We start from the raw sequence: 23,790 nt of genomic DNA, 5'->3' as shown, positions 1-23,790 counted from the left end.
GTGGCAGGGAATAGGCGGGCCGAGGTTGTCGTGGTCGGTCTCGTTGATTTTCATATGCCAAACAGCGGTGAGGACGCTGTGACCAACAGCGACGACCAGGTCACGAAGGGCGTTGATCTGACTGGGATCGCCATAGGGGAGTGGGTCGAGCGGGCCCCCGCTGTCACGCACCGCATCCGGTCGGGCTTAGCTCCGCAAATGCCTGGCCCGCTCCAGCATGAAGGCGAGCGCCGGCAGGGCGCCTCGCGTTGCCAGGGACCGCCATCATGGCGGTAGGGCGTCCGTCTATTAGCTTGACGCAAACCGCGACAAGGGAGCCAGCATGAGCGAAGCGCCAGCAACGGTTAGGCGACTTGTGGCTCGTTTCGAGCGGGACGAAAGGTTCCTGCGGTCTCCCCAGTACGGCGAGGCAGACAGTCGTAAGGAATTTATCGATCCTCTCTTCACGGCGCTGGGGTGGGATCTTTCCAACGCGTCTGGCCATGCCGACGCTTACAAGGACGTTGTCCATGAGTACAGCCTAAAGGTCGGCGGCAGCCATAAAGCTCCTGATTACTCCTTCCGTATCGGCGGCGTTAGAAAGTTCTTTGTCGAAGCCAAGCGGCCGGGAGTGGATATCGTTCGGGATTCTGCGCCCGCATACCAGCTTCGCCGGTACGCGTGGACTGCGAAACTTCCCATTAGTGTACTGACCAACTTCCGGAATATTTGCGTTTACGACGGGTCAATCCGCCCGGAGCCCGTGGACTCACCCGCCGTCGGGCGAACGGTGAGTTTCGCTTGGAATGAGCTAATCGATCGTTGGGACGAGCTCGAAAACTTGTTAAGTAAGACGGCAGTCTATCAGGGTTCCCTAGACCGTTACGGGGCGGCTAGCCCACGGCGGCGCGGAACCGCTGAAGTTGACGATGCCTTCTTGCTTCAGTTGGAAGACTGGCGAGCGAAGCTCGCTCGAAGCTTTGCATCCCGCAACCTCGGTTTGAATGTTGACGAACTCAACGAGGCGGTCCAGCAAACGATCGACCGTTTGGTATTCCTGCGAATCGCAGAGGATCGAGGCATTGAGGAATATGGCCAGTTGGAAAGCCTGGTGGCTAAGGCTGGCGTGTATCAGCGGCTCATAACACTCTTCAAGGCTGCCGACACAAAATACAACTCCGGCCTGTTCCACTTTAAGTCTGAGCGGGGGCAACTCAGCTCTCCGGACATGCTTACGCCTCAATTGGATCTCGACGACAAAGTGCTCCGTGATGTCGTTCGGTCAACCTACTATCCAAGAAGTCCATATGAATTCTCGGTGCTGCCTTCAGACATACTAGGGCAAGCCTACGAGCAGTTTCTGGGTAAGATCATAACTCTTACCGCTGGCCACCGTGCTGTAGTTCAGGAAAAGCCGGAGGTCAAGAAGTCAGGCGGTGTCTACTATACGCCGGCGCTCGTTGCCCGGTACGTAATCGACCGAACCCTAGGCCCAGCGTTGACGGGTAAGACGCCGAGGCAAGCGCTCAACGTACGGGTGCTCGATCCGGCATGCGGATCGGGATCATTCTTGATCGCTGCCTATGACTACCTCCTGAATTGGTTCACAGACGCCTACTTGAACGCAGGGCCAAGCGCCCAGAAGAGATATCTGCACACTGATCCTCATGGCAACGTTCGCCTGAATATTTCCGAAAGAAAGCGCATCCTCACGTCCTGCATTTTCGGTGTAGATATCGACCGGCAGGCGGTGGAGGTAACGAAACTCTCTCTAATGATAAAAGTGTTAGAGGGTGAGAGTGCGGAAACTATCAACGCTCAGCTCCCACTATTTAGCATTGAGCGGGTACTTCCCGACCTAAATGACAATATCCAAGTCGGGAACAGCCTCGTTTCGGACGACGTATACGATGCCGTGCCTCTGACGTCTGATGAAGATGACGCCCTGCGTCCCTTCAACTGGCACTCACGCTTTCCTGGCATCTTCAAAGCGGGCGGCTTCAATGTCGTCGTTGGCAACCCTCCGTACGACGTGTTGGAAAAGCAGAGGGGGGCTGCATCGTGGCCCCACGCTGCTCTTAGAGCATATCTGCCCGCGCGTCCCGACCTTGCCCCGGCGCTTGGCGGGAAGCTGAACCTTTACCGCCTATTTTTAGTCGAGTCCATTTCGCTAACCAGGGACGATGGGTATCTAGGCATGATTGTGCCACTCGGTCTGGTGGGGGACGTTAGCACCGCGCAAACACGGCGGCACATACTCGGCAGCATCAAGAATTTGCTACTCGACTGTTTTCCTCAGAAAGACAATCCGCGTAGGCGGATATTCAAGCGCGCTAAGCTCTCGACGGTCATCGTAAGCGGCCAAGTGAGTAGGAGGCCCTTGCCAGACCGGAATACGGTCACCACCCGAGTATTTCCCGGAAACAGCCTCACCGAGGATGCTCTAGTGAATCAATTGCAGGTACGTGACTGTGTCCTCATGGACCCGAAGAATGTGCCCGTACCGTTAACCGACCAAGCCCAGTGGGACCTCCTCGGCAGGCTCCATGCGCAGCCCTTTGTGGTGATGCTTGGATCGGTCGGCGAATACTATAGCGTTTCCCGAGGTGAGATTAACCAGACGATCTATCGACGCTTTATATCTCCACGCCGCGACTTGTCGCGAATGCTAAAGGGGGTTGAAGTCGGCCCCTTTGGCCTGCGCACGGTGCTGAGTCAGGGTGAGCGCGAGTGGTTTGATGCGCAGGCGTTTGGTTTGATGCGCAGGCGTTCCACAAGGAGTTTCCACGGAAGCCTTACCCGCCCGTCCGTCGTATTGCCACTCAACGCATCACCGGTGTAGATGAGAGGCAGCGGATTGTTGCGGCAGTGATTGAGGAGCCTATGTACTTTGCTGATTCCACTAACTCTGTTCGAGCATCGAATGAAGAAGTGTACAGCTTGCACTACCTTGCAGCACTCTTGAATTCGGACCTGTTTCAGTGGAGGTTTCGCCTCACAAGTACGAATAACAACGTAGGAACCAACGAACTGGAGAGCCTTCCCTTCCGTACCATCGATCCCGATTCTGAGGTCGATCAGAAGCTGTACGATGCTGTCTGTTCTCTAGCACGGCGCATTAGCCGAACCCAATTAGAGCTGGCTATAGCTCGTTCGGTATCCGATTTGGAGGGCCTTCAGCGGCGCTTGCATCAGGGATACTCCCGACTGAACGAGCTGGTGTTCCGTCTGTATGGCCTGTCCGAGCAAGATGTTGCGCTTGTGCGGTCCAGACTCACCAGCTACGACCATCGTTTTGAGGTTGATTAAGAGTCGCAGCAAGCGGAAGTTGCTGGTCGCTCTTCCGACTGGATTCGGCGATACACGCCACGATCCACTCGCACGAGGTCTCGATACTCAGTACGGCTGATTCCCCCAACGCACATGTGGGATCTAATCATCGTAGAGATGGTTCCGGGCGCGTACCGAGTTCCCCTCTTCTTCATCTCAGCTATGACGTCAGCGACGGTGAAAGTTGGCTGTCCTTTTCTGGCGATGGTTGCTTCGATTGCCTCAAGAATCTCAGCTCTGGCACCTTTTTTGGGCACGGGACACTTTCCTGCTTTGGAGGGAATGGCTGGCTCTTGCTCGGGAGCGACAAGAGTATGCTATCCACTGCTTCGCGCGCCGAATAGCCAAGGGCGGGTAGTCGTGCCTGTGACGAGAGTCAGCAGACGCGCAGACGCGGAAGGCGTTTCAAGAAGAGCTGCGGGCGGCCTCGCGGCGCGGCGACGTGCTCATCTACGAGCGGCCCGCGGCGCGGCCGGCGTGATGGGAGGAACCAACGAGCAAGCGGCGATGACACGGACTGGCCCGGCGAGCGGAACCGAAGGAGGTCGGCAGCCCGGCCGGTGAGGCGCTGCGCGGTGGGCCGGCGCGGCGGAGGCGTTGCAGTGCAGCCGCCAGAAGATGTGGCGGATCGAGACGGGGCTCGGCGCGGTGCGCGGCCTCGACTTGCGAACAATGTGCGCCCTGTACGGCGCGACCCCCGAGCTGACCACCGCGCTGACCGGCCTGGCCCGCGAGACGAAGGCGAAGGGCTGGTGGCACGCGTACGGCGACACCATCCCCGACTGGTTCGAGCTGTACGTCGGCCTCGAGTCCGGCGCCGGCCGGCTACGGGAGCACGACGACACGCTGATTCCCGGGCTCCTGCAGACCCGTGACTACGCGTCCGGCGTCTACCAGCACAGGTCTGGCATGACCGACGACGAGTGGGAGCGCCTGGTCGAGGTGCGGCTGCAGCGGCAGGGGCTTCTCCATCGACGGCTGCCTCTTCCGCCCCGGCTCGACGTCATGCTTTCCGAGGCGGCGCTGCTGCGCGTCGTCGGCGGCCCAGCGGCGATGGCGGAACAGCTCCGGTACCTTGCGGAGATTGGTCGGCTGCCCCACGTCTCCATCCGGGTCGTGCCGCTGGCCGCCGGCCTGCACTTCGGTGCGGTCGCCGGGTCCATCGTGATTCTCAATTTTCCGCTGGGCAGTCGCGTCGAGCCTGAGCCGTCGGTCGTCTACAGCGAGTCGTTGACCGGCGCGCTGTATCTCGACCGGAAGGAGGAGCTGGCCGCCTACGAGCGGATCTGGGCGAGCCTCGACTCGTTGGCCCTGGATGAGGGGCAGTCCCGACAGTTGATCATCAAGATTTCCGAGGAGGTCCACCATGGCTGACCTGACCGGCGCTCACTGGCGCAAGAGCACCCGCAGCGGCGACAACGGCGGCAACTGCGTCGAGGTCGCCGACAACCTGCCTGGCATCGTCGCCGTGCGCGACAGCAAGGGCCGCAGCGGCCCGGTCCTCACCTTTACCCCCGCCTCCTGGACGGCCTTCGTGCGGGCGGCCAGCGCGGCGCATTGAGCCGCAGCAACGCCCCCTCGGCATCTCAGCGGCGCCGCTCAGTGACGCGGATGGCGAGGACCGTGCCGTCCCGGCCGAGCGACACCACACCGTCGCGCGGCCGGGACCGCGCCCACCGGTGGCGGATCAGCGGTGCCGCCCGGAGGTACGCGGCGACCTGGCCGTCCGCGAGGTGGCGGTACAGGCTGCTCTCCACGCCGCGGAACACGTCCAGGGTCTTGCCGTTCGGCAGCGGCGCGCGGTAGAGGGTGCCCTCCGCACGCAGGTCGTCCGCCACGGGTTGCGACGTGGCTGTGCTCGCCGCCCACGACGGGTCCAGCTCGAACAGCCTCAGTTGCCCGGAGTGGGGTTCCTCGTCCCCACGTTGCCGTGGCGTCGCGTAATGACGGGCGGTGGCGCTGTCGCCGGCGAACAGCAGTGCGGTGGCCGCCACCGCACGGGTCAGGATCTGCGTGAACCAGCCACGCCGTTCCTCGGGCACGTCGAACACCTCGGGCGCTCCCGGCGGCAGCTCGTCCGTCGGCTCCGGACCGATGGTGCCGGGCGGCCCGGCGTCCCCAACCGCCGCCGGCCAGGTGCGTGCCTCGTCGGCCGTGGCGGGCCGGGTCCGCCAGTGGTGGTCCTCCGGGCGGCCGTGCAGCAACTCGTCGAAGTCGTCGGGGCCGCCGTCCCACAACTCGTCGTCCCCCGGCGGATCGAGGACGTACGAGGTTATCTGACGCCCGGCCAGGCAGGAGGCGACCATCAGTGCCGGCGGGCGGCGGCCACCGACGTTCAGCGTTCTCACCTGCACCGCGGCCCGGGCGAGTTGACCGTAGGCGAAGCTCGGTGGCTGATGGGTGCCCTTGCATTCCAGCACCACGATCTTCATCCGGCTGCGACGACCCGAACTGTGGTGCCCCACCAGGAAGTAGTCCGGACGCTTCTGGCTCTTCGTTGTGCGTTCCACCGCGCCCGCCCCGTCGATGAACCCTGCCTTAAGGGCCACCTCCGCGTCGACGGCGAAGAAGGTCCACTGGCGGTATTGCCGCTGCAGCACCTTCTTCGCCACCACCAGGGCCAGGCCGATGCCCAACTGCTCGGACTGGGTCACCTTGTGGTGGTACACGAGGTTCTGGGCTGACGGAGTGAGCCCGAGTGTGCCGCGTCGCCGGGTCAGCGTCGCGCAGTAACGGACGTGCGCCCAGTGCCGGGCCACCTGCGCCAACGGAGACGCGGTCAACAGCGTGGTCGCCACCCCGAGCTCGTGCAGCACGTGCGCCGGACTGGTTTCCACCGTCGGGCCGATCGTCACGGGCACGGGAGCCTTGCCGTACCGGTACGCGTCGTTCTTCGCGGCTGCGTCCTTGGCGTACTTCTCGACGGCGTCGACAATGTTAAGGGAGGAGTCGACGACCAGTCTGGACCTTTGGCTGAGTGATCGTACGAGCGACTCGATGTCCACGCCCACCCCCGGTGCTGACGTACCGCATGGGTCAGAACACCCAGGGTGATCGAGGGATGTGAGGGTGTCAATGGGGCGACGGGTGCCCTCGTGTCCTGCTGGTTGACCGCGGCGCTTCAGGAACAGCGGCAGAAACCCAAAGACCCCACGACCACTCCGCACGCCGGGCAGGCGTCCGGGCGAGTCCGTGGGGTGGGCAGCGGCCGGGCGGGGATCAACGGAGTGAGGCTTGCGGGGCGAGGCGGTGCAGCAAGCGCGGCGCGCACCTCATCCTCGGTCACGGCGGGCCAGCCGGTCTTCCGGAGCTTCTGCGTCACCTTTCGAATGCCCAACCTCGGGTGCTTGCCCTGAGCTGCCTTCGCCGCGTCCGCGAGGCGCTGAGACCTCAGCGGGTTCTTCTTGGCCGGGGCCGGACGCTGCTGTGGCTGTCGACGGTTCAAGCCCTGCAGCACCCGTCCGACCTGGTCTGCCGTGATATCCGGCCAACCCGAGCGCCGCAGATGGCGGGCCAAGGTGCTGTCCTTCGCGCCCGGCATCGTGCTCAGCAGCTTGCGTGCGGCTGCGGCCAGGGATACGCCAGCTTCGCCGGCCACGTTGCCAAATCGAGCCTTGCAGGGCATGCACTGACAGGACGTTCCCGGACGGTGCGGGGCTCCATCCGTCCCGGACCGCCGCGCTTCGCCTCCGCCTGGCGAGTGCGCAGGCGACGCGATTCCCAGGCCGTCGAGCCAGGAGTCGGGTGTGCGATCCGGGATATCGTCGTTCTCCCAATCGTGGCCGGGGTCCGATGAGCCTCGCATCTCCGCGTCGGCGTACCAATCACCGATCGACCCTCTGCTGATGATGTCACCCTCCGAGGCGTCGCGGTCGAATAGGTCTGGAGGAGGAGGGGCACCGAGTGCCCAGTCTTGATCGTCGCCATCACAGGGTGGCACCGCAAGGGTTGATCAGGGCGTTGTACCCCGACCGGAAGGAGGAGTTGGGCCCGTCGTGCCGATCCCTCCGTCGACGGCGGATAGTTGCCTGTCGGGAAGCCGACAGGCAAGCAGATGGTGTGGCGGCGCTTTGGGCCTTTCGTAGGTTGCTCCGTCCGTTGTTGATCTGGTTGTCTTTCCAGCTCAGGCGCCAAAGTAGACGGGGGACCGGGTGTGGTTGCGGCACGCGAGACGACGCTGCAGGAATTGCTGGAGGGCGCGAAGCAGTACCAGGTGCCGCTCTACCAGCGCACATACTCGTGGACGACGTTGCAGTTGCAGCGCCTCTGGGACGACATCCTGAAGCTGGCCGACGACCGGACCCATGACCCGAAGACGACACACTTCATCGGCTCCCTCGTGCTGGCCCCAAGCCCCAACAATGGGCCGACCGGCGTGGCCGAGTATCTGGTAGTGGACGGGCAGCAGCGCCTCACCACCCTGACCATCCTGCTCTGCGCCATCCGCGACCACCGCGCGCAGCACGAGGGCCCTGTGCACCGCGAGCGGCTCAACCAGCAGTACCTGGTCAACCCGTGGAAGTCGGAGCCGCAGCGGTTGAAGCTGGTCCCCACGCAGGCCGACCGGGACGCCTACCTGGCCTGCCTGGACTCCACCCCGCAGGCCGGGGGCGCCGACCCGGTGGGCGCGGCGTACCGGTTCTTCGTCGCGCAGTTGGCCGCCGCCGACGATCCGGACGACCCGCTCGACATCGAACGCATCGAGAACGCCGTCATCTCCGGCCTGGCCCTGGTGTCGGTCACCGCCCAGGCCGGCGACAACGTGTACCGGATCTTCGAGTCGCTCAACAACACCGGCCTCCGGCTCACCCAGGCCGACCTGCTGCGCAACTACCTGTTTATGCGGCTGCCCACCCGGGGCGAGGCTGTCTACTCGTCCCTGTGGCTGCCGCTGCAGAAGCAGTTGTCGTCGGACGAGCTGGTCCTGCTCTTCTGGCTCGACCTGGTCCACCGTGACCCGCGGGTCAAGCAGACCGACGTCTACTCGGCCCAGCAGGCCCGGCTGAACCGGCTGCGGTCGGAGGAGGAGATCGAGGCGGAGGTGCAGCGGTTCAGCCGCCTCGGCGCGCTGCTCCGGGTCATCCTCCACCCCGGCGAGGAGCAGGACCCGGGCGTACGGCGGCGACTGGAGCGACTGAGCGCCTGGGGCACGACCACCGTCTACCCCCTGCTGCTGCATCTGCTCGACCGCCGCCAGCAGGGCAGCGCAACCTCGGAGCAGATCGCCGCAGCGATGCTGTACGTGGAAAGCTTCTTCGTCCGACGCCTGCTGACCGGTCGTCCCACCAACAACCTCAATCGAATTCTGCTCGCCGTGGTCACCGAAATGGGCGGGGACTTGCCGGTGGACGAGGCGGTACGGACCTACCTTTCGACGGGGCGTAAGTACTTCTCAAACGACGCCAGCGTGCGGGCTGCGGTCCGCTCCATCCCGTTCTACCTCAACGGCCGCGCACACCAACGCAAGCTGATCCTCCAGTGGCTGGAGGAGTCGTACGGCAGCAAGGAGCCCGTCGCGCTGGACAAGGCGACCATCGAGCACGTGCTGCCGCAGACCCCCACGACGGAGTGGCGCCAGATGCTTGCCGCCGACCTCGGACCGGAGGAGAACTTCCGCGAGGCGCACGAGGCCCTGGTCCACACGCTGGGGAACCTGACCCTCAGCGGCTACAACTCGGAGCTGGGCAACGACGCCTTCCCGGTGAAGCGCGTCAAGTTGAAGCAGAGCGGGATCGTGCTCAACCAGAAAATCGCCGCGCAGGATCGGTGGGGGCGCCCCGAGATCCACGCCCGCGCCGACGCCCTCGCGGAGCGCATCATCTCCATCTGGCCGGGCCCGACGGAGCAGGCGGCTGAGCAGTCGGAAGAGCCGTGGGAGGTGATGACCAAGGCTCTCGCCGAGATGCCGGCCGGCTCCTGGACCACGTACGGCGACCTGGCCGCGCTGATCGGCAGCCACCCGGTGCCGGTCGGTGCCCGGCTCGCGACTCACCCGGCCCCGAACGCCCACCGCGTGTTGCAGGTCGAGGGCACCGTCTCGCCGAACTTCCGTTGGCTCGACCCGAACCGCACGGACGACCCACGGGACATCCTGTGCGCCGAGGGCGTGGAGTTCGACCAGTACGGCCGCGCCGATCAGGCGCAGCGCATCGGCACCGAGGAGCTGGCGCAGCTCGCCGGCCTCACGCCGGAGGACCTACCCGAGCGGCTGCCTGGGCCGCGCTCCAGCGACGACCGCACCTACAGCGAGCGGTTCATCGAACAGGTGACCGCTCTGCAGGGTTCGGCCGTCGCCACCGCCACGCTCGTCGTACTGGAAGCCTGGATCTCGATGGGCGGCACCCTGCTCTACGGCACCGGCGGGGAAACCTCTTGTTTTCTCATGGCCCGGGGCAAGGAGCACGAACTGGGCAACGTCTGGCCGGCCGCGATCTATCCGAGCGGCAAGTTCGAGGTGGTGTTCCAGCACCTGAGCGTCCGCCCGCCGTTCGACGACGTCACCCTGCGGGAGGAGCTGCGCCAGCGCTTTAACCAGCTGCCGGGCGTCGACATCGCCGCCGCCAAGATCGCCCTACGTCCAGGTTTCCCCTTGGCGGTCCTCGCGGACGCCGACGCCCGCGAGGCGCTGCTCGACCATCTCCACTGGTTCTACCAGGTGGCCCAGATGGCTCCTTCGGACAACTTGGCGACCGCCTAGCCGCGACGCAAGGTGCTTGGCAGATCGCCGGCGAGGTCGGCACAGTCTTGGGGTAGACAGGGAGAGGTAGATGCAGCCGGGACCCTTGTGGGTGCCACTATGGCAGTTGCTGGCGGCGATGCCAGGTCAGAACAAGCGGCAACTGCTCGCTGGGCTGCAGCGCATGGGTCTGCACGGGCTGACCACGACCGACGTAAACCGGACGTTGTACGCTAACACAGCGACCTTCGATCATGACGGCGCCACACCGCCGCGTTGGCGACTCACTGCAGCCGCATCATGGCACGGGGGAGCGGTTCCTGCCGCCGTGCCGCCAGCGCTGCCCCGGTGTTACGTCGGCAAGGAGCCGCGAGCCTGGCAGATTGAGGCGTTGGCCGCATGGCGAGCTCACAACCGGCAAGGCGTCGTGGAGGCAGTCACCGGGACGGGGAAGACAACCGTCGGTGTGCTGGCAGCTGCGGCCGCGGTGGATGCGGGCGAGAGGGTGTTGGTGCTCGTGCCCAGTCGTGAGCTGCTCGACCAGTGGTATGACGTGTTGCAACGTGATCTTCACGGTGTTCTCGTGGGTCGACACGGGGACGGCCATGAGGACGGGCTCGACGACCATCCCATCGTGATCGCCATCGTGAACTCCGCGGCCAGATACCAGATGCTGCCGCTGGGCGCGCCGGGGCTGCTGGTCGCCGACGAGGTACACCGCTATGGGTCGCCGCACTTCGCGCGAGCTCTGGAGCGGGGCTTTGGCGCCCGGCTCGGGCTGACCGCGACGTACGAGCGCCCTGACAATGGCTTGATCGACCACCTCGAACCCTTCTTCGGCGGCGTGGTAGCCGACTGCAGCTACGATCGCGGGCTGGCCGACGAGATCTTGGCGCCCTTCCGTGTCGCCTTCGTGGGAGTCGACTTCACTCCAGACGAACAGAAGGCTCATGACGAGTACGACGATCGCGTGAGAAGTCTCCGGCGCCGCCTGATCGTCGACCACGGCTGTCCGGCGGAACCGTTCGGTGAGTTCATGGCGATGGTCAACCACATCAGCGCTGGCGGTGAAGGGGACTCGCGTGCGGCCTGGGATGCCCGCAAGTACCTCAACGCCTTCAACAAGCGGCGCGAGGTTCTGGCCGAGAGCCGGAACAAGCAGGAAGCGCTTGCCTTCTTGGCGCCGGTCTTGGCCACCGCGGACCGGGGACTTGTGTTCGGCCAAACCATGCGGGGCGCGGAAGACGCGGCGGCGGTGCTGCGGGCCAGCGGTGTGCAGGCGATGGAGATCACCAGCGGCATGAACGCCCTGGAACGCAAGCAGCGGTTGGCGGCGTTCAGGGACGGGCAGGCAAAGGTGTTGGCCGCGCCTCGACTCTTGGACGAAGGGATCGACGTCCCACAGGCGGATGTCGGTGTCATCGTCGCGGGAAGCCGAAGCAAGCTTCAGATGATTCAGCGCATGGGGCGCGTGATCCGCCCGAAGGCCGATGGGCGTCCGGCGACATTCATCATCCTGTACGTCAGAGGTACCGCAGAGGATCCCGACACCGGCGCACACGAGGGCTTCGTTGAGCAAATCATCCATGTCGCCCAGGAGATTGAACGGTTTGACCACCTAGCGTCTGGCAGGGACCTGTTCGCCTGGCACGTCTGGGGCAGGCAGCCGAAATGACGTGACGGGCTCTGGCGCTGTCCGTTGTTGGGCTGACGCCTCTCCCGGTGGACCAGCACAACATTCTCTGGGCCCAATGCTTCAAGCCCCACCGAACCCGGCCACCATGAGGTGGGCGCGCTGCGGACCCTGGACGCCATAAGTGCTGGACGGACACGACCGGTAGTGTCCTCCCTGCCCCTCGACCGCGACGCAGGAGGTCCGCGCCGTGCCGCAGCTCGCCTTCGCCAACAGCTTCTGGCAGAGCTACGACGTCCTGGAGAAGCCGGTCAAGGCCGGCGTACGCAAGGCGATGGAGAAGTTTCAGCAGCTCAGCATCGCCGAGCTGCATGCCGACAAGGGCCTGCACCTGGAGTCGGTGAACAACGCGCGGGACCCGCGGATGCGGACCATCCGGATCACCGACTTCTGGCGCGGGGTGGTGCTGGCGCCCGACGACGGCAGCGACACGTTCCTGCTGCTCAACGTCGTGTCGCACGACGACGCGTACGTCTGGGCCGCGAAGCGGCTTTACACGGTGAACACGGCGACCCGGGCGCTGGAGGTCCGCAACGTCGTCGCCCTCGAACAGCTCACCCCGGCGCTGGAGAAGGCCGCAGCGCAGGCGCCGACCCTGCTGTTCGCCCGCCACTCCGACACCGTGCTGCGCGATCTCGGTGTCGACGACCAGGTGCTGCGGGCGGTACGCACGATCATCGACAAGCGGCAACTGGAGGCGTTCGGCACGCTGCTGCCCGAGGATCAGTTCGAGGTGCTGCAGTACCTCGCCGAGGGCTTCACGCCGGACGAGGTCTACCGCGACGTCGTCGTCGAGCGCTGCCCGGCCGACGCGACGCCGGAGCCGAGCGACAGCCTCGAGATCGCGATCGCCAACACCCGCAGCCGGATCACCCTGGTCACCAACCCGGACGAGCTCGCCGAGATTCTCGACAAGCCCTTCGCCGCCTGGCGGGTGTTCCTGCACCCGTCGCAGCGGCGCGTCGCGTACCGGATCTCCTACAACGGGCCGGCCCAGGTGACCGGTGGGCCGGGCACCGGCAAGACGGTGGTGGCGCTGCACCGGGTCAAGCACCTGCTTTCCCGTACGCCCGACAGCCGGGTGCTGCTCACCACGTACACGAATGCCCTGGCCGCGACCCTGCGGGAGAACCTGGCGCTGCTCCTCGACCACGAGGAGCAGCTGGCGCGGGTGGAGGTGACCACGGTGAACGCCCTCGCGCACCGAGCCGTGCGAGCCCTCGCCGGGCGGGTGCCAACCCCGATCGGTGACGTGGACGAGCGGCAGGTCTGGCGGCGGCTGTGCCGAAGATTGAACCTGCCCTGGACTGAGCAGTTCCTCGCCCAGGAGTTCCGGCACGTCGTCCTCGCCCACAACGTGCAGAGCCGCGAGGAGTACCGTGCGGCCAGCCGGCGCGGGAGAGGGTCGGCGCTCGGCCCGCGTCAGCGCGACCGAGTGTGGGACGCCGTGGACGTGTTCCAGAAGGAGCTGTCGGCCGCCGGCACCGCCACCCACCTGCAGATCTGCGCGCGGGCGGCACAGCTGCTCAGTGGCGCCGACCTCGTCGACCACGGGTACGACCACGTCGTGGTCGACGAGGCGCAGGACCTGCACCCCGCGCAGTGGCGGGTGCTGCGGGCCGCCGTGGCGCCCGGCCCAGATGACCTCTTCATCACCGGCGACCCGCACCAGCGGATCTACGACTCTCGTGTCTCGCTGAACGCTCTCGGCATCTCCGTCGCCGGGCGCAGCAGCCGACTGCGGGTCAACTACCGCAGCACCGAGGAGATCCTGTCCTGGTCGACCGGTGTGCTCGTCGGGTCGCGGATCGAGGACCTCGGCGGTGACGGGGACGACAGCCTCGCCGGCTACCGGTCACTGCTGCACGGCAGGCGGCCGCACGCCGCCGGGTACCCGACGAGCCAGGCCGAGATCGCGGCACTCGTGGAGCGGGTGGGGGAGTGGTTGGAGCAGGGTGTGGCGGCGAGTGAGATCGCGGTGTGCGCCCGGTTCAACACCACTCTGGGCGACGTGCAGGAGGAGTTGACTGCCGTCGGGATTCCTTCTGTGCGGGTGCGGGATCAGCCCGGGGCGGACGTCCAAAGGGTGCGGCTCGCCACCATGCACGCGATGAAAGGGCTGGAGTTCCGGTGCGTGGCGGTGGTCGGTGTCACGGCGCGGTCGGTGCCGTTCGCGAAGGAGGTCACGCCGGCCGAGGTGGATCCGGTGCAGCACGAGAGCGACCTGCTCCGGGAGCGGTGCCTGCTGTTCGTGGCGAGTACGCGCGCACGGGAGGCGCTGCACGTATCGTGGAGCGGACAGCCCAGCCCGTTCCTGGCGTCTGCCGCCGCGTGCTGACGCAGCTGGGGTCAGCGCGCGGCGGTGTTGCATCGTCGCGCTCCTTCTGCCACAGCACCTCGTCGTCGAGGTTCTTGTACTCATAGCGCAGCCTGCGGGCGAGAGCGTAGAAGCCTTCGTGTGGCCGGCCGGCGTCCTTGCCGACCAAGAGCGCGCTCCAGATCGGCTCGACTCGTTCGGCGGCCCGCTGCGATACCTGGGGGAGTGGCTGGCTCAGGAAGATCGGCTGGAGGCCGACACGCTTTCCAGGCGGGCCGAAGCCGATGGGGCCTTCGGCGACGGCAACCCCGTAGAGGATGTCGGCGATCCGATCGACGCGCTCCATTTGTAAGATCTCAGGGATGGAGAGAGGCTCGCGATCGCGGTTCCGGATGGGCATTGGGCGGTCATCGGACGCGGTGTCAAGACGCCGGCTCCTGGGCCCTCAGGTAGCCGGGGCTACTTGTCGATAGCTGGTCTTGTCGATGGTTTGAGTTCCCTCACGACCCGTTCAGCTGTCCGAGAGGGTGCCGGGGGATCTGGCGCTGCTCGCAGTCTGGGTCCGGCCTCCGGCCTGCACCTGGTTTGCAGCACCATCCGGGCGCGGACGACCAGTCGGGGCGGACATGATCTTTTTAGTCGACGTCTGCTCCCACCGATCGTGCATGGCGTGATGGTCGTGTAGCTCTAAGTCGCCGACTGTCGGGTCGCGGGCTGGATAGTGACCGCGGTTGCACTTAAGGTAAGCATCGAATGTAGGTGATGGAGGCGATTGTCACTCTCCAATTCTGCGTTCTGGCCCATCCATTCGGCACAGCTGAACTTCCGTCGTCCCCGCCAAATGGCCTTCTCTCATGGGTGCTCGACTCGCACAGTCCTCTTGAGGCCCGCTACTTATCCCGGAGGCTGCTCCATGCCCTATCCGACCTTCCACTTCATCTTGGTCGTCGACATCGAGGGGTTCGGCCGCCGTGTCGTGCCGGTGCAGCAGTCCCTACGCAGGGCCATGTACGAAGTGGTCCGAACCGCTTTCGAGGACGTGCACATCGACTGGGACACGGTGGTCAGGCTCGACCGGGGCGACGGGATCCTCTTGCTCGTGCCGACGACTGCCAACTCGGTTGTCCTGGCCGGTGCGTTCGTCAGGGCCTTGGACGACGCTCTGCGAGAGAAGGCGCGCATCTACACAGCCGAACACCAGCTCCGCATGCGGGTCGCCCTGCACCAGGGCAACTGCCAGCAGGACGCCGACGGATGGGTGAGCGAGGCGATCAATACTGCGAGCCGGCTGGTGGATGCTCCGCAGCTGCGCGCGGCGCTCGCTGCCGCAACTCGCTCGCCGATGGCCCTCATCGTCTCCGACGAGATCTACCGCAGCGTTGTCCGGCACGGCTTCCGGCAGATCGAGCCTGCCTCGTTCGGCCCTGTTCTCATCGAGGCCAAGGAACTTCTGGAGCGGGCATGGATACAGCTGCCCGGCCACCCGTACCCGCCCGGCATTGATGCGACCGGCCCGGCGTCGCAGGATCCGGCGGCGCAACCAGGGCCTATCGGGCCGGGATCGGGCCGGTCGCAGTCGGGCGGGGGAGGGTTTGTCTTCCACGGCAACGTCACCGTCGAAGGAGACCAGGTCGCTGGCGGCAAGATTGTGTACGGAGGGGAGCACCGTTGACCGCGCCCGCTCAGTCCACCCCGGCACCGGCGGCGGCCGGGCCGTCCATCCCTGGCCCTGCCTCACCGGGAGCGGCGGCCGACGGGTCTCCGCCCGCCGCTCCCGTGGAAGCACCCCCGCCCGGCGGGGCGGGAGCGGAGGCGCCGAAGGGTGAGTCGCCCTCGATGGATCGCACGCGGCTGGAGGCCCAGGACCGCGATCTAATGCCACCCGACGAGCTGGACGGTCGGCAGCGGCACGAGCGGTTGCGCCAGGCGTCGCGGATGCTCATCGGCGGCGACATGGTCGGTGGGGACAAGCTGGTGATGACGCTCGGCGGTCGGGAGCCGGCACCTTTGCAGCGGTTGGGCACGCAGCTCAGCGACCCGGTCCGGTACGCGTTCGTGCCTCCCGAACAGTGGGACCGGACGCGCGGAGTCCTGAACGAGAGGCGGCTGGTTGTCCTGCGGGCAGACCCGCACCAGGGCAAGACCGCCGCTGCGATCCGACTTCTGCAGTCCCCTTCGGACCGTCGCATCTACAACCTCGACCGCAACGTCGACCTGCGCAGCTTCGCGTCGTGGCTGGAGCAGGACGCGCGCAGCGACCAGCCCCTGCCCCGGGGAGCCGGGTTCGTGCTCTGCGAGCCGGTCGGCTGGGACGACGTGCGAGGCTGGATGCTCCAACAACTCGACGCTGCCCTGGAACGCATCGACGCTCGGCTTGTGCTGACAATCAGTACCGAGGCGGCACTGGGCGACGAGGACGTTCGGGAGTACGTCGTCCCGCTGGGCCGAGCGCAGCCGCACACCGCCATCCTGGCCAGCCATCTCACCTGGCGGCTCGGCAACGACGACGAACTGTGCAAGCGGCTGCTTGCCGGCGATTCGTTGAGCACGTATGTAAGGGAACTCTTCGCCGGCAGCGTGTCGTGCAAGGAGGCCGCCGTCCTGGCGGTGGTGATCAGCCAGGAACTCAGCGGCACCGTCCTGGACCTCGACCGGGTCCGGCGACGAATGGCCGAACGCCACACCGAGGACTTCGATATCTGGTTCGGCGGGCTGCCGGACGTGGCCACCCGCTGCCTGGCCATCGCGCTCGCCGTACTCAACGGGCTGTCGTACGAGAGCGTGGTGCGGGCAGCCGATCTCCTGGCCGCTCGCCTCGACGGGCCGGCCGCCGGATTCGCTGGGGACGACCCGGTGCCGCTGCGGCCCTGGCGAAACCCGTTCGGCCGCAATCGCCGAGAACTGCTTCGGTTGCTCCGGGCGCACATCCGACCGATGAACGTGCGCGGTGACTGGGGGCCGGTCACCATCGAATCGATGGAGTACGCAGCGGACGATTACCCCGGCCTGGTGCTCAACCACGTGTGGCGCGAGTTTCAGATCCATCGCGAGTTGCTCGACTGGCTGCGCGATCTCACGAGCGACGTCAACGAGGAGGTGCACACCTGGGCCGGTACGGCGCTGGGCATGCTCTCGCGGTACGCGTTCGACTTCGTCAATACACAAGTCCTGCACCGCATGGCGGTGGATCCAAATCAATGGCGCAACGGCGAGGTGGTGGCATACGCACTGCGGGTGCCGGCAGCAGACAGCCGGCTCCGTCCCTTGGTGGAGGCTGTGGTCAACGCCCTGTTTGCCGACCGGAACCAGCCCATGGGTCAGGCCACGGCCGCGCGGGTGCACGGAGTGAGCTTGGGTCCGCAGGGTGTTCCGCAGGCGCTGGCGGCGCTGGATCGGCTGGCCGCTATCGACCACCGTGACATCGCGAAGGGCATCAGTGACGGGCTGGCCGACCTGATCATGCAGGACGAGCACGGCAATGCTCCGCTGGTTCTAGAAAGGGTCTTCAGCTGGACCAATGACCGGCGCCGGTCGCTGGTTGGGCAGTTCGTCTTTCTCCGGCTCGCTCAGTCGCTGACGACGGACGTAACCCCGGCGGGACCGGACGGCGCGGTCCGTGGACCGGTCACCTGGCCGACGCTACTCATCCTCGCCGACCAGCGACGGGAGCTGCGTCCGGGCCTGGTCGGCATGTGGCTTCATGTGCTGCGCTCCGGAACGTTCAGCCGCCAGGTCGAGCGAACCATCGCCGCCTGGGCTGCCCTGGCGGAGGCCGACGAGGGCGTCCGGACCTCGCTGTGCCGTCTCATCCGAGATACCGCTGCACATGGCGAGCGGATCCGAAAGATGATCCAGCGGCACGCGGCCAGCTGGCGGGCCGTCGATAACCTCCGCCCCACACCCCTCACGGCGTACGCGGTCGAGGCCGAATTGATTTCAAGGAACGGTGCCCCGTGAATCAGCCGCTTCCCCTCATCCTCCGTACCGAGCCGGTCCAGCGCGGGCTCTTCAACCGTGTCCGCGCGACTCCACCCAATGAGGCCTGCGTCTACGCCACCGCGGACCGCCGGCTCGTACTGCTCGACGCCGGCCGTCCGCTGAGCTGGTCCGAGCAGGTCCGCTCGCCCTACCGATTCCGTTACAACGTCGATATGAGCGACCACCGGCGGACCGCGGAGCTGCGCAGCACGCCATTACCGGCGCGTGGGGACCACTGGTTCTTCGTGGCGACCGTCGACGTGGGCTTCCGGGTACACGACCCGGTGGAGATCGTCCGGCGCAACGTCGGGGACGCGTTGCCGCTCGTCTACGGGCACCTGCGGCACCGATTTCGCAGGATCACGCGGCAGTTCGAAATCGAACAGTCGACAGAGGCGGAGGAGGCGATCCGTCGAGCGTACGCCGGGGAGGTTCTGTTACCGGAAGGCCTCACGATCTTCGACGTCGCGCCGCGCCTCCTGCCCGACGAGAATGCCAGCCGGCACCTGCAGGAGGTTGCGCGAGCTCGGCGAACCCTCCGGGTCAACGAGGGACGGCACGCGGTCGACCTGCAGGAAGCCCTGCAGCGGGGCGAGCTGGAACGGATGCAGCAACGTGCCCGACTAGAGGCGGACGAGCGTGAGCGGGCCGCGCTGGGGCCGGACGAGATGTCCGTCCGGCAGATGGTGGTGTGGTACGTCGCCCGGAACCCACAGGACACGGAGCAGGCGCTGAACCTTCTGATGGCGCACGAGCAGGCGATGCTGGAACGGCAGGACGCGCACAACCAGAAGACCGTGGACCTGTTCCGGTTCCTGGTGGAGAAGGACGTGCTGCACGCCGCCGACATCGAGCCCATGCTGCCGGACATCGTCAGCCGGATCGGCGGAGTACCGGCGAAGGCACCGGTCGCGGCGGCGACGACTTGGTCGGAGCCACCAGTGCTGGGCGGGCCGGCTTCGCAACCGTCGACCGATCCGCCCGGCAGGCAACCGGCCATCGTTTTCGAGCAGGACCCGACGACGCGGGTCTGGAAGCCGGCCGACGGTGTTCAGCCGGTGTACCTGCTGATCGACGAGTCCACGGAGATGGGCCCGTACATCCCCGATCTCAGCGACGGCGCGCGTGCCCTGCACGAGGAGTTGATGAAGGCGGCCGACGTGGCGCCGGCCGTCATGCTGTCGGTACTCGGGTTCGCCGACCACGTGGCAACCCGGCTGCCGATGGAGACCGTGGTGCAGGGCAGCCCATCTCCGTGGTTCGCGGCCCGGGGGCCCGTGAGTTACGCCAACGCGTTCGAGGCCCTCCTCGACCGGATCGGCCCTGACATGGAAACACTCAAGACCCAGGGCTACCAGGTCCTGCAGCCGCTCGTGCACGTGCTCAGTGGCAGCAGCCCCGGCGAGGGTGAGGAGTGGGGTGTGCCGTACCGGCGGTTGGTCGATCCGGAGACGCATCGATGGGTGCCCAACATCGTGGCGTGCGGCTTCGGCCCGGCACCGGCGCGCCTGATCGCCGAGGTCGCCACCCGCCCGCAATCCGGCCATGTCGCCCCGCAGGACTTGGACGCTCGTATCGCGATCCAGCGGTACTGGCAGTCGTTGGGTCGGAACATCCTTGCCACGGGCAGGTCTCTCATAGAGGGGCGCCCCGAGCTCGCCATGGATCCCCCGGCCGGGTTCCGTCTCGCTCACGAGGTCATCTGACAACCGTCCACTAGCCCGGAACTCGGTCCGGAGGAGGCAATGCTGGCATGACTGGAAGCAGGGGAAACCTACTCCCCGTGTACGTACTGGCGGACGAGTCGGGCTCGATGAGCCCGTACGTGGACGAGCTGAACAGGGGGCTCGCATCGCTGCACGAGGCGCTGCTCGGCGAACCCATGGCCGCAGCGAAGGTCCGGTTTTCCATCCTCGGGTTCGCGGACGACGTCAAGGAGCGGCTGCGCTTGGCCGACCTGCGGCGGCAGAACGAGCTGCCGACCTTGTGCGCCCGGGGACGAACCAACTATCGGGCTGCGTTCTTTGCCTTGCGGCAGCGCATCCCACAGGACGTGAAGGCTCTGAAGAAGGAGGGATACGCGGTCCACCGGCCTGCAGTGTTTCTCCTCAGCGACGGCCAACCTAGCGACGATCAGTGGCTCGACGTATACCGGCAGCTCGTGGACCGGGCCGTCATCGCCGCCGCGCCCAACGTCATCGCCTTTGGAATCGGGGATGCGGGGGTCAAAACAATTCTTGAGGTGGCCACTCAGCCGGAGTACGCCTTCGTCGCGATCGCCGGCGTCGACGTGGGCGCCGCGATCTCTCAGTTCTGCACGGCGCTGACAACCAGCATGGTCGAGTCCGGACGTTCCATGGATTCAGCTCAACCGGAACTGGTCGTTCAGCAGCCGGCCGGGTTTCGGATGGCCGTCGATGTCATCTGATTGGTCCGGCATGCTGCCCGGGCACCCTGCCCGGGGCCGGGTCCGAAACGGGCACGAGCGCGCAGCCGGTGCCGGCGGGAAGGAAGACGGCGGCGGGCACCGGACCGCGCCCACGCCGGCCGGTCCGTTGCCGGAGCATCGGCGCCCGTTGTGGCGGGCGCACCCGATCGGCACGCCGATCGCAGACTTCGAACCGAGACCGGCCGCCGGGCCCTCCTATCGCCCGGACTCGCTGGCCGACGGTTGGTCCACGGACCGCTTCTGTGTCCGGCTGGCGTCGGTCCGCGGCTACGCCCACCGACTCCGTGGGACGCCGCGGCAGGACGACGCCGCGGTCGTCCACCATGCGCCGACGGGATCAATCGTCCTCGCCATCGCGGACGGGGTATCCGCCGCGCCCTTCTCGCACATTGGTGCGACGGCGGCATGCCGAGCCGCCGTCGCCGCCATCGTCGCCGATCTGGACACGGGTATCGATGCCGTGGACTGGCAGAACGTGGTGCGCCAGACGGCGTGGCAGCTGACCGAGCAGGCCCGGACGATCTTCAAGTTGCCCGAGGCGGATCCGGCGCGGGCGGAGCGGGAACTGGCCACTACGCTCGTCACCGGCCTGATCCGCCCGACCGCCGAAGGTGCGGAGGCGGCGCTAATCCAGGTAGGGGACAGCAGCGCCTGGGTTCTGCGGGGCGGCGAGTACCGCTGCCTGCTCGAGGCGAAGTTCTCGATCGACGACGAGGTGCTCGGGTCGACTGTGACGGCACTGCCCCGGGTGCCACAGGTCACCCCACGGGTCGGTCCGCTCGTTCCCGGCGATGTGCTTCTGGTGGGGACCGACGGGTTCGGCGACCCGCTGGGAGACGGGTCCGGACTGGTCGGCCGTCACCTCGCCGATCAGCTCGGCCGGCCGCAGCCGCCGCTGGAATTCGCATATCACCTCGACTTCTCCCGAGAGACGTTTGACGACGACCGGACCTTGCTCGCGGTCTGGACTGCAGGGCCGGAGGCTAAACAGTGACGAGCGCCGACCCATCCCCGTGGATCGAGCGATCGGCCCTCGGCGCCCTGACCGCGATCGGCAAGGGCGGCCAGGGACGGGTATGGGCCGTTCCGGAACGACTTAAGGTCAACAACGAATGGCCCGTCGTCTACAAGGAGTACGACGCCGGTGCGCTGCCCGGAGTCGACGCCGACCAACTGCAGCGGATGGTGATGTTCGTGCCCGGGTTGCCCACCGAGACCGGCCGATGGCTGTGTGAGAACACGGCCTGGCCAGCTCGGGTGGTCTGCGAGGCTGGGCAGGTCCGGGGTTTCCTGATGCGACGGATACCCCCGGACTTCGACATTCGACTGCCGCAGCGGTACGGGCCGGCCATCCATCGGCCCGCCGGGCTGCAGTATCTGCTCAATCCGGACGACTACCTGGCCCGGATGGCGATTCAGATCGACGACCGAACGCGGCTGCTGCTCCTGGCTCACCTGGCCGGGACGATTCAACGGTTACACGAACTCGCGATCATGGTGGGTGACCTGTCGCCGAGGAACCTTTTGTTCCGGGTCGGCAACCGGCCGAGATGCTTCTTTATCGACTGCGACTCGATGCGCCTGAACGGCAGCTCCCTGCTCAAACAGACGGAGACGCCGGACTGGAAGGTGCCCGGCGGCGAGGAACTGGCAACCACTGCCTCGGACGCGTACAAGTTCGGCTTGCTCGCCATCCGTTTGTTCGCCCGCGATCAGGCGGTCCGCGACCCGGGGGTGCTCGCTGCCGTCTCTCCCGAACTGGCCGCGCTGGCCCGGCGCAGTCTGGCACAGCAACCGCAGGCCCGACCTCGGCTGGCGGACTGGTTGCCGGCGCTGCATGCGGCGGTACGGCGGTCGGCCAATGGTCTACCTGGCGGTGGACCGGCCCCGTCCAGGTCCACTCGGGTGGGTCCGCCCCAACGCACCGGCACCCCCACGAGACCGCTCCGACGGCCTCCCGGTCCGCCACGCCCCCAGGCCCTCACACCATCGACCATTGCCGGAAACGGTTGCTGGGGGCGGCCGGCCGGGATCGTCATCGCGATCGTCGCCCTGTTGATGTGCGGGGCGAACCTGCTCGGACGACTCACGAACCCGGACGACGGACGGGCGTCCTCAGCGCCCCTGAGACCTGCGGGCAGCTCAGATTTCCGCACCTCCGATCGAGCGGCGCCCGCGGTCATCCCGACCGTGGGTGTCGTCGCCTACGACGCGGTCGCCGACCGGCCTGCGGGCCGAGGAGTGGCGGAGATGTTCGCCCGCTGGTTTTCCGCGATCAACAGCCGCGACTGGAGAGCAGCGCTGCGCACCTACGATCCCGCTGGGGTGGTCGACCCGACCGATCCCAAACAGCGCCGGTCCTTCATCCATGGGATGTCCGAGACCAGGGACAACAATGCAACTCTGCGAGCAGTGTCTAGCTCTGGTGCAGAGACCCTCGCAGAGTTGACGTTTACCAGCCGACAGTCGCCGGGCTACGGCCCGCCCCGCGCCCCGAATGAGACTTGTACTCGGTGGCAAGTGACCTACGTGCTGTCTCATTCGGACGCGTACGGATACCGAATCATCCGGCCTCGGTACGCCGACAGTTCGCCCTGCTAACAACATGGCCTGCCTGTCTATCATTGTCGGCGTCGCCCGGAGAAGGGGAGTGAGGCCGTGGCGTCTAGACATCCCAGAGAGCCCTTCTGGTACGCATTGACGGACCGGCACCGTCTCGAGCTGCGCCGAATCGGCAGCCGACGAGACTACCGGTCCGAAGCGGTCATCGTCCGGGAGCGTGAGCCGACCGACTTCGCCCTGGTGTTGCTGGACGGCTGTATCAAGGTTTCCACTAATGGCCTTCGGGGTGGTCAAGCGATCCTCGGTATCCGGGACGCCGGCGACCTTGTAGGAGAGCAGGCAGGCATGGATGGTGGGTCGCGATCCGCCACTCTGTCCGCGCTTACCCCGATTGAGGCACTGATCCTGCCTGCCGTGCCGTTCCGAGCGTTCCTGCGGGCCAGTCCCGACGCTGCAGAACTCATGCAGCGGGTCGTGTCGGGGCGGCTGCGAGAGGCGGACCAGTACCGGGCGGCGGTCGCCTTTCGCACCGTGCCGCAGCGGCTGGCGGCTTTGCTGCTGCATCTCGGTCAGCGGTACGGCACCCGCGTCGATGACGGCATCCTCATTGAGTTGCCGCTGTCGCAGGAGGACCTGGCCGGCTTGGTTCTGACTTCGCAGCGCACTCTGGGCCGAGTGCTTGAACAATGGCGCTCCCGCGGGCTCGTGCTAACTGGCCGGCGCAGCATGCAGGTGCGGTCCCTGCAAGAGTTGCGTGACGTGATCGCGAACTGAAGCAGGTGGCGAAGCACACGCCGATGGGAGCG

The 23,790-nt window shown here is 66.4% G+C and carries 16 protein-coding genes and 1 pseudogene; 16 read left to right on the top strand and 1 reads right to left on the bottom strand.

Annotation, left to right across the window (positions count from 1 at the left end; genetic code table 11):
* The first annotated feature begins 322 nt into the window (after positions 1–322).
* From CO540_RS04850 to CO540_RS04840, 5 genes and pseudogenes are all read left to right on the top strand, one after another.
* Positions 323–2,821, top strand: coding sequence for an Eco57I restriction-modification methylase domain-containing protein (locus CO540_RS04850; protein WP_099161083.1), 2,499 nt, complete (start codon positions 323–325; stop codon positions 2,819–2,821).
* A complete protein-coding gene (locus tag CO540_RS31285) occupies positions 2,794–3,288 on the top strand; it encodes a TaqI-like C-terminal specificity domain-containing protein (protein WP_371682288.1) in 495 nt (164 codons plus the stop codon). Before CO540_RS04850 ends, CO540_RS31285 begins: the two co-directional genes overlap by 28 nt.
* Before the next feature lie 612 nt (positions 3,289–3,900).
* A pseudogene (locus CO540_RS31280) lies at positions 3,901–4,014 on the top strand (helix-turn-helix domain-containing protein); the annotation flags it as partial.
* The gene (locus CO540_RS04845; RefSeq protein WP_371682287.1) at positions 3,991–4,683 is read left to right on the top strand and encodes a DUF5753 domain-containing protein; all 693 of its coding nucleotides are present in this window, start codon (positions 3,991–3,993) and stop codon (positions 4,681–4,683) included. The pseudogene CO540_RS31280 and the gene CO540_RS04845, both read left to right, overlap by 24 nt.
* On the top strand, positions 4,676–4,870 hold the full coding sequence (locus CO540_RS04840) for a DUF397 domain-containing protein (RefSeq protein WP_099161082.1): 195 nt from the start codon (positions 4,676–4,678) through the stop codon (positions 4,868–4,870). Before CO540_RS04845 ends, CO540_RS04840 begins: the two co-directional genes overlap by 8 nt.
* A gap of 25 nt (positions 4,871–4,895) precedes the next feature.
* Here CO540_RS04840 and CO540_RS04835 read toward each other — a convergent pair whose 3' ends face one another.
* Positions 4,896–6,476 carry a hypothetical protein gene (locus CO540_RS04835; RefSeq protein ID WP_157779053.1) on the bottom strand — a complete coding sequence of 527 codons (1,581 nt, stop codon included), beginning with the start codon at positions 6,474–6,476 and terminating at the stop codon, positions 4,896–4,898.
* A gap of 986 nt (positions 6,477–7,462) precedes the next feature.
* Between CO540_RS04835 and CO540_RS04830 the strand changes: the two genes are divergently transcribed.
* The 11 genes from CO540_RS04830 (at position 7,463) to CO540_RS04780 (ending at position 23,758) form a co-directional block, all read left to right on the top strand.
* The gene (locus tag CO540_RS04830) at positions 7,463–10,006 is read left to right on the top strand and encodes a DUF262 domain-containing protein (protein WP_099161080.1); all 2,544 of its coding nucleotides are present in this window, start codon (positions 7,463–7,465) and stop codon (positions 10,004–10,006) included.
* A 70-nt stretch (positions 10,007–10,076) separates the two neighbouring features.
* On the top strand, positions 10,077–11,660 hold the full coding sequence (locus tag CO540_RS04825) for a DEAD/DEAH box helicase (RefSeq protein WP_099161079.1): 1,584 nt from the start codon (positions 10,077–10,079) through the stop codon (positions 11,658–11,660).
* Positions 11,661–11,868: 208 nt separating this feature from the next.
* Positions 11,869–14,016 carry a DEAD/DEAH box helicase gene (locus CO540_RS04820; RefSeq protein WP_099161078.1) on the top strand — a complete coding sequence of 716 codons (2,148 nt, stop codon included), beginning with the start codon at positions 11,869–11,871 and terminating at the stop codon, positions 14,014–14,016.
* A gap of 118 nt (positions 14,017–14,134) precedes the next feature.
* Positions 14,135–14,347, top strand: coding sequence for a hypothetical protein (locus tag CO540_RS04815; RefSeq protein WP_099161077.1), 213 nt, complete (start codon positions 14,135–14,137; stop codon positions 14,345–14,347).
* 561 nt (positions 14,348–14,908) lie between these two features.
* A complete protein-coding gene (locus tag CO540_RS04810) occupies positions 14,909–15,667 on the top strand; it encodes a hypothetical protein (protein ID WP_099161076.1) in 759 nt (252 codons plus the stop codon).
* Positions 15,668–15,831: 164 nt separating this feature from the next.
* Positions 15,832–17,952, top strand: coding sequence for a hypothetical protein (locus CO540_RS04805; protein WP_099161075.1), 2,121 nt, complete (start codon positions 15,832–15,834; stop codon positions 17,950–17,952).
* Positions 17,949–19,679, top strand: a complete 1,731-nt coding sequence (locus CO540_RS04800) for a hypothetical protein (RefSeq protein ID WP_099161074.1) — start codon at positions 17,949–17,951, stop codon at positions 19,677–19,679. Before CO540_RS04805 ends, CO540_RS04800 begins: the two co-directional genes overlap by 4 nt.
* 119 nt (positions 19,680–19,798) lie before the next feature.
* Entirely contained in the window at positions 19,799–20,401 is a 603-nt protein-coding gene (locus CO540_RS04795; protein ID WP_253866464.1) for a hypothetical protein, read from the top strand.
* Between the two features lie 10 nt (positions 20,402–20,411).
* A complete protein-coding gene (locus CO540_RS04790; protein ID WP_157779052.1) occupies positions 20,412–21,416 on the top strand; it encodes a protein phosphatase 2C domain-containing protein in 1,005 nt (334 codons plus the stop codon).
* Complete coding sequence (locus tag CO540_RS04785) at positions 21,413–23,023, top strand: hypothetical protein (protein WP_099161071.1); 1,611 nt, start codon at positions 21,413–21,415, stop codon at positions 23,021–23,023. The genes CO540_RS04790 and CO540_RS04785 overlap by 4 nt, the downstream gene beginning before the upstream one ends.
* 57 nt (positions 23,024–23,080) lie before the next feature.
* The gene (locus CO540_RS04780) at positions 23,081–23,758 is read left to right on the top strand and encodes a Crp/Fnr family transcriptional regulator (RefSeq protein WP_099161070.1); all 678 of its coding nucleotides are present in this window, start codon (positions 23,081–23,083) and stop codon (positions 23,756–23,758) included.
* Positions 23,759–23,790 lie beyond the last annotated feature (32 nt).

It is taken from the genome of Micromonospora sp. WMMA2032 (genome assembly GCF_002688545.1).
Taxonomy (GTDB): domain Bacteria; phylum Actinomycetota; class Actinomycetes; order Mycobacteriales; family Micromonosporaceae; genus Micromonospora; species Micromonospora sediminicola.
Note: the sequence above shows the minus strand (reverse complement) of the source record. Positions and strands in the feature narration are given on the sequence as shown.

Excerpts from the sequence above, each read along its gene's own strand:
- CO540_RS04825 (WP_099161079.1), top strand. The coding sequence starts at position 10,077 with ATGCAGCCGGGACCCTTGTGGGTGCCACTATGGCAGTTGCTGGCGGCG.
- CO540_RS04810 (WP_099161076.1), top strand. The coding sequence starts at position 14,909 with ATGCCCTATCCGACCTTCCACTTCATCTTGGTCGTCGACATCGAGGGG.
- CO540_RS04805 (WP_099161075.1), top strand. The coding sequence starts at position 15,832 with ATGGATCGCACGCGGCTGGAGGCCCAGGACCGCGATCTAATGCCACCC.
- CO540_RS04840 (WP_099161082.1), top strand. The coding sequence starts at position 4,676 with ATGGCTGACCTGACCGGCGCTCACTGGCGCAAGAGCACCCGCAGCGGC.
- CO540_RS04850 (WP_099161083.1), top strand. The coding sequence starts at position 323 with ATGAGCGAAGCGCCAGCAACGGTTAGGCGACTTGTGGCTCGTTTCGAG.
- CO540_RS04790 (WP_157779052.1), top strand. The coding sequence starts at position 20,412 with ATGCTGCCCGGGCACCCTGCCCGGGGCCGGGTCCGAAACGGGCACGAG.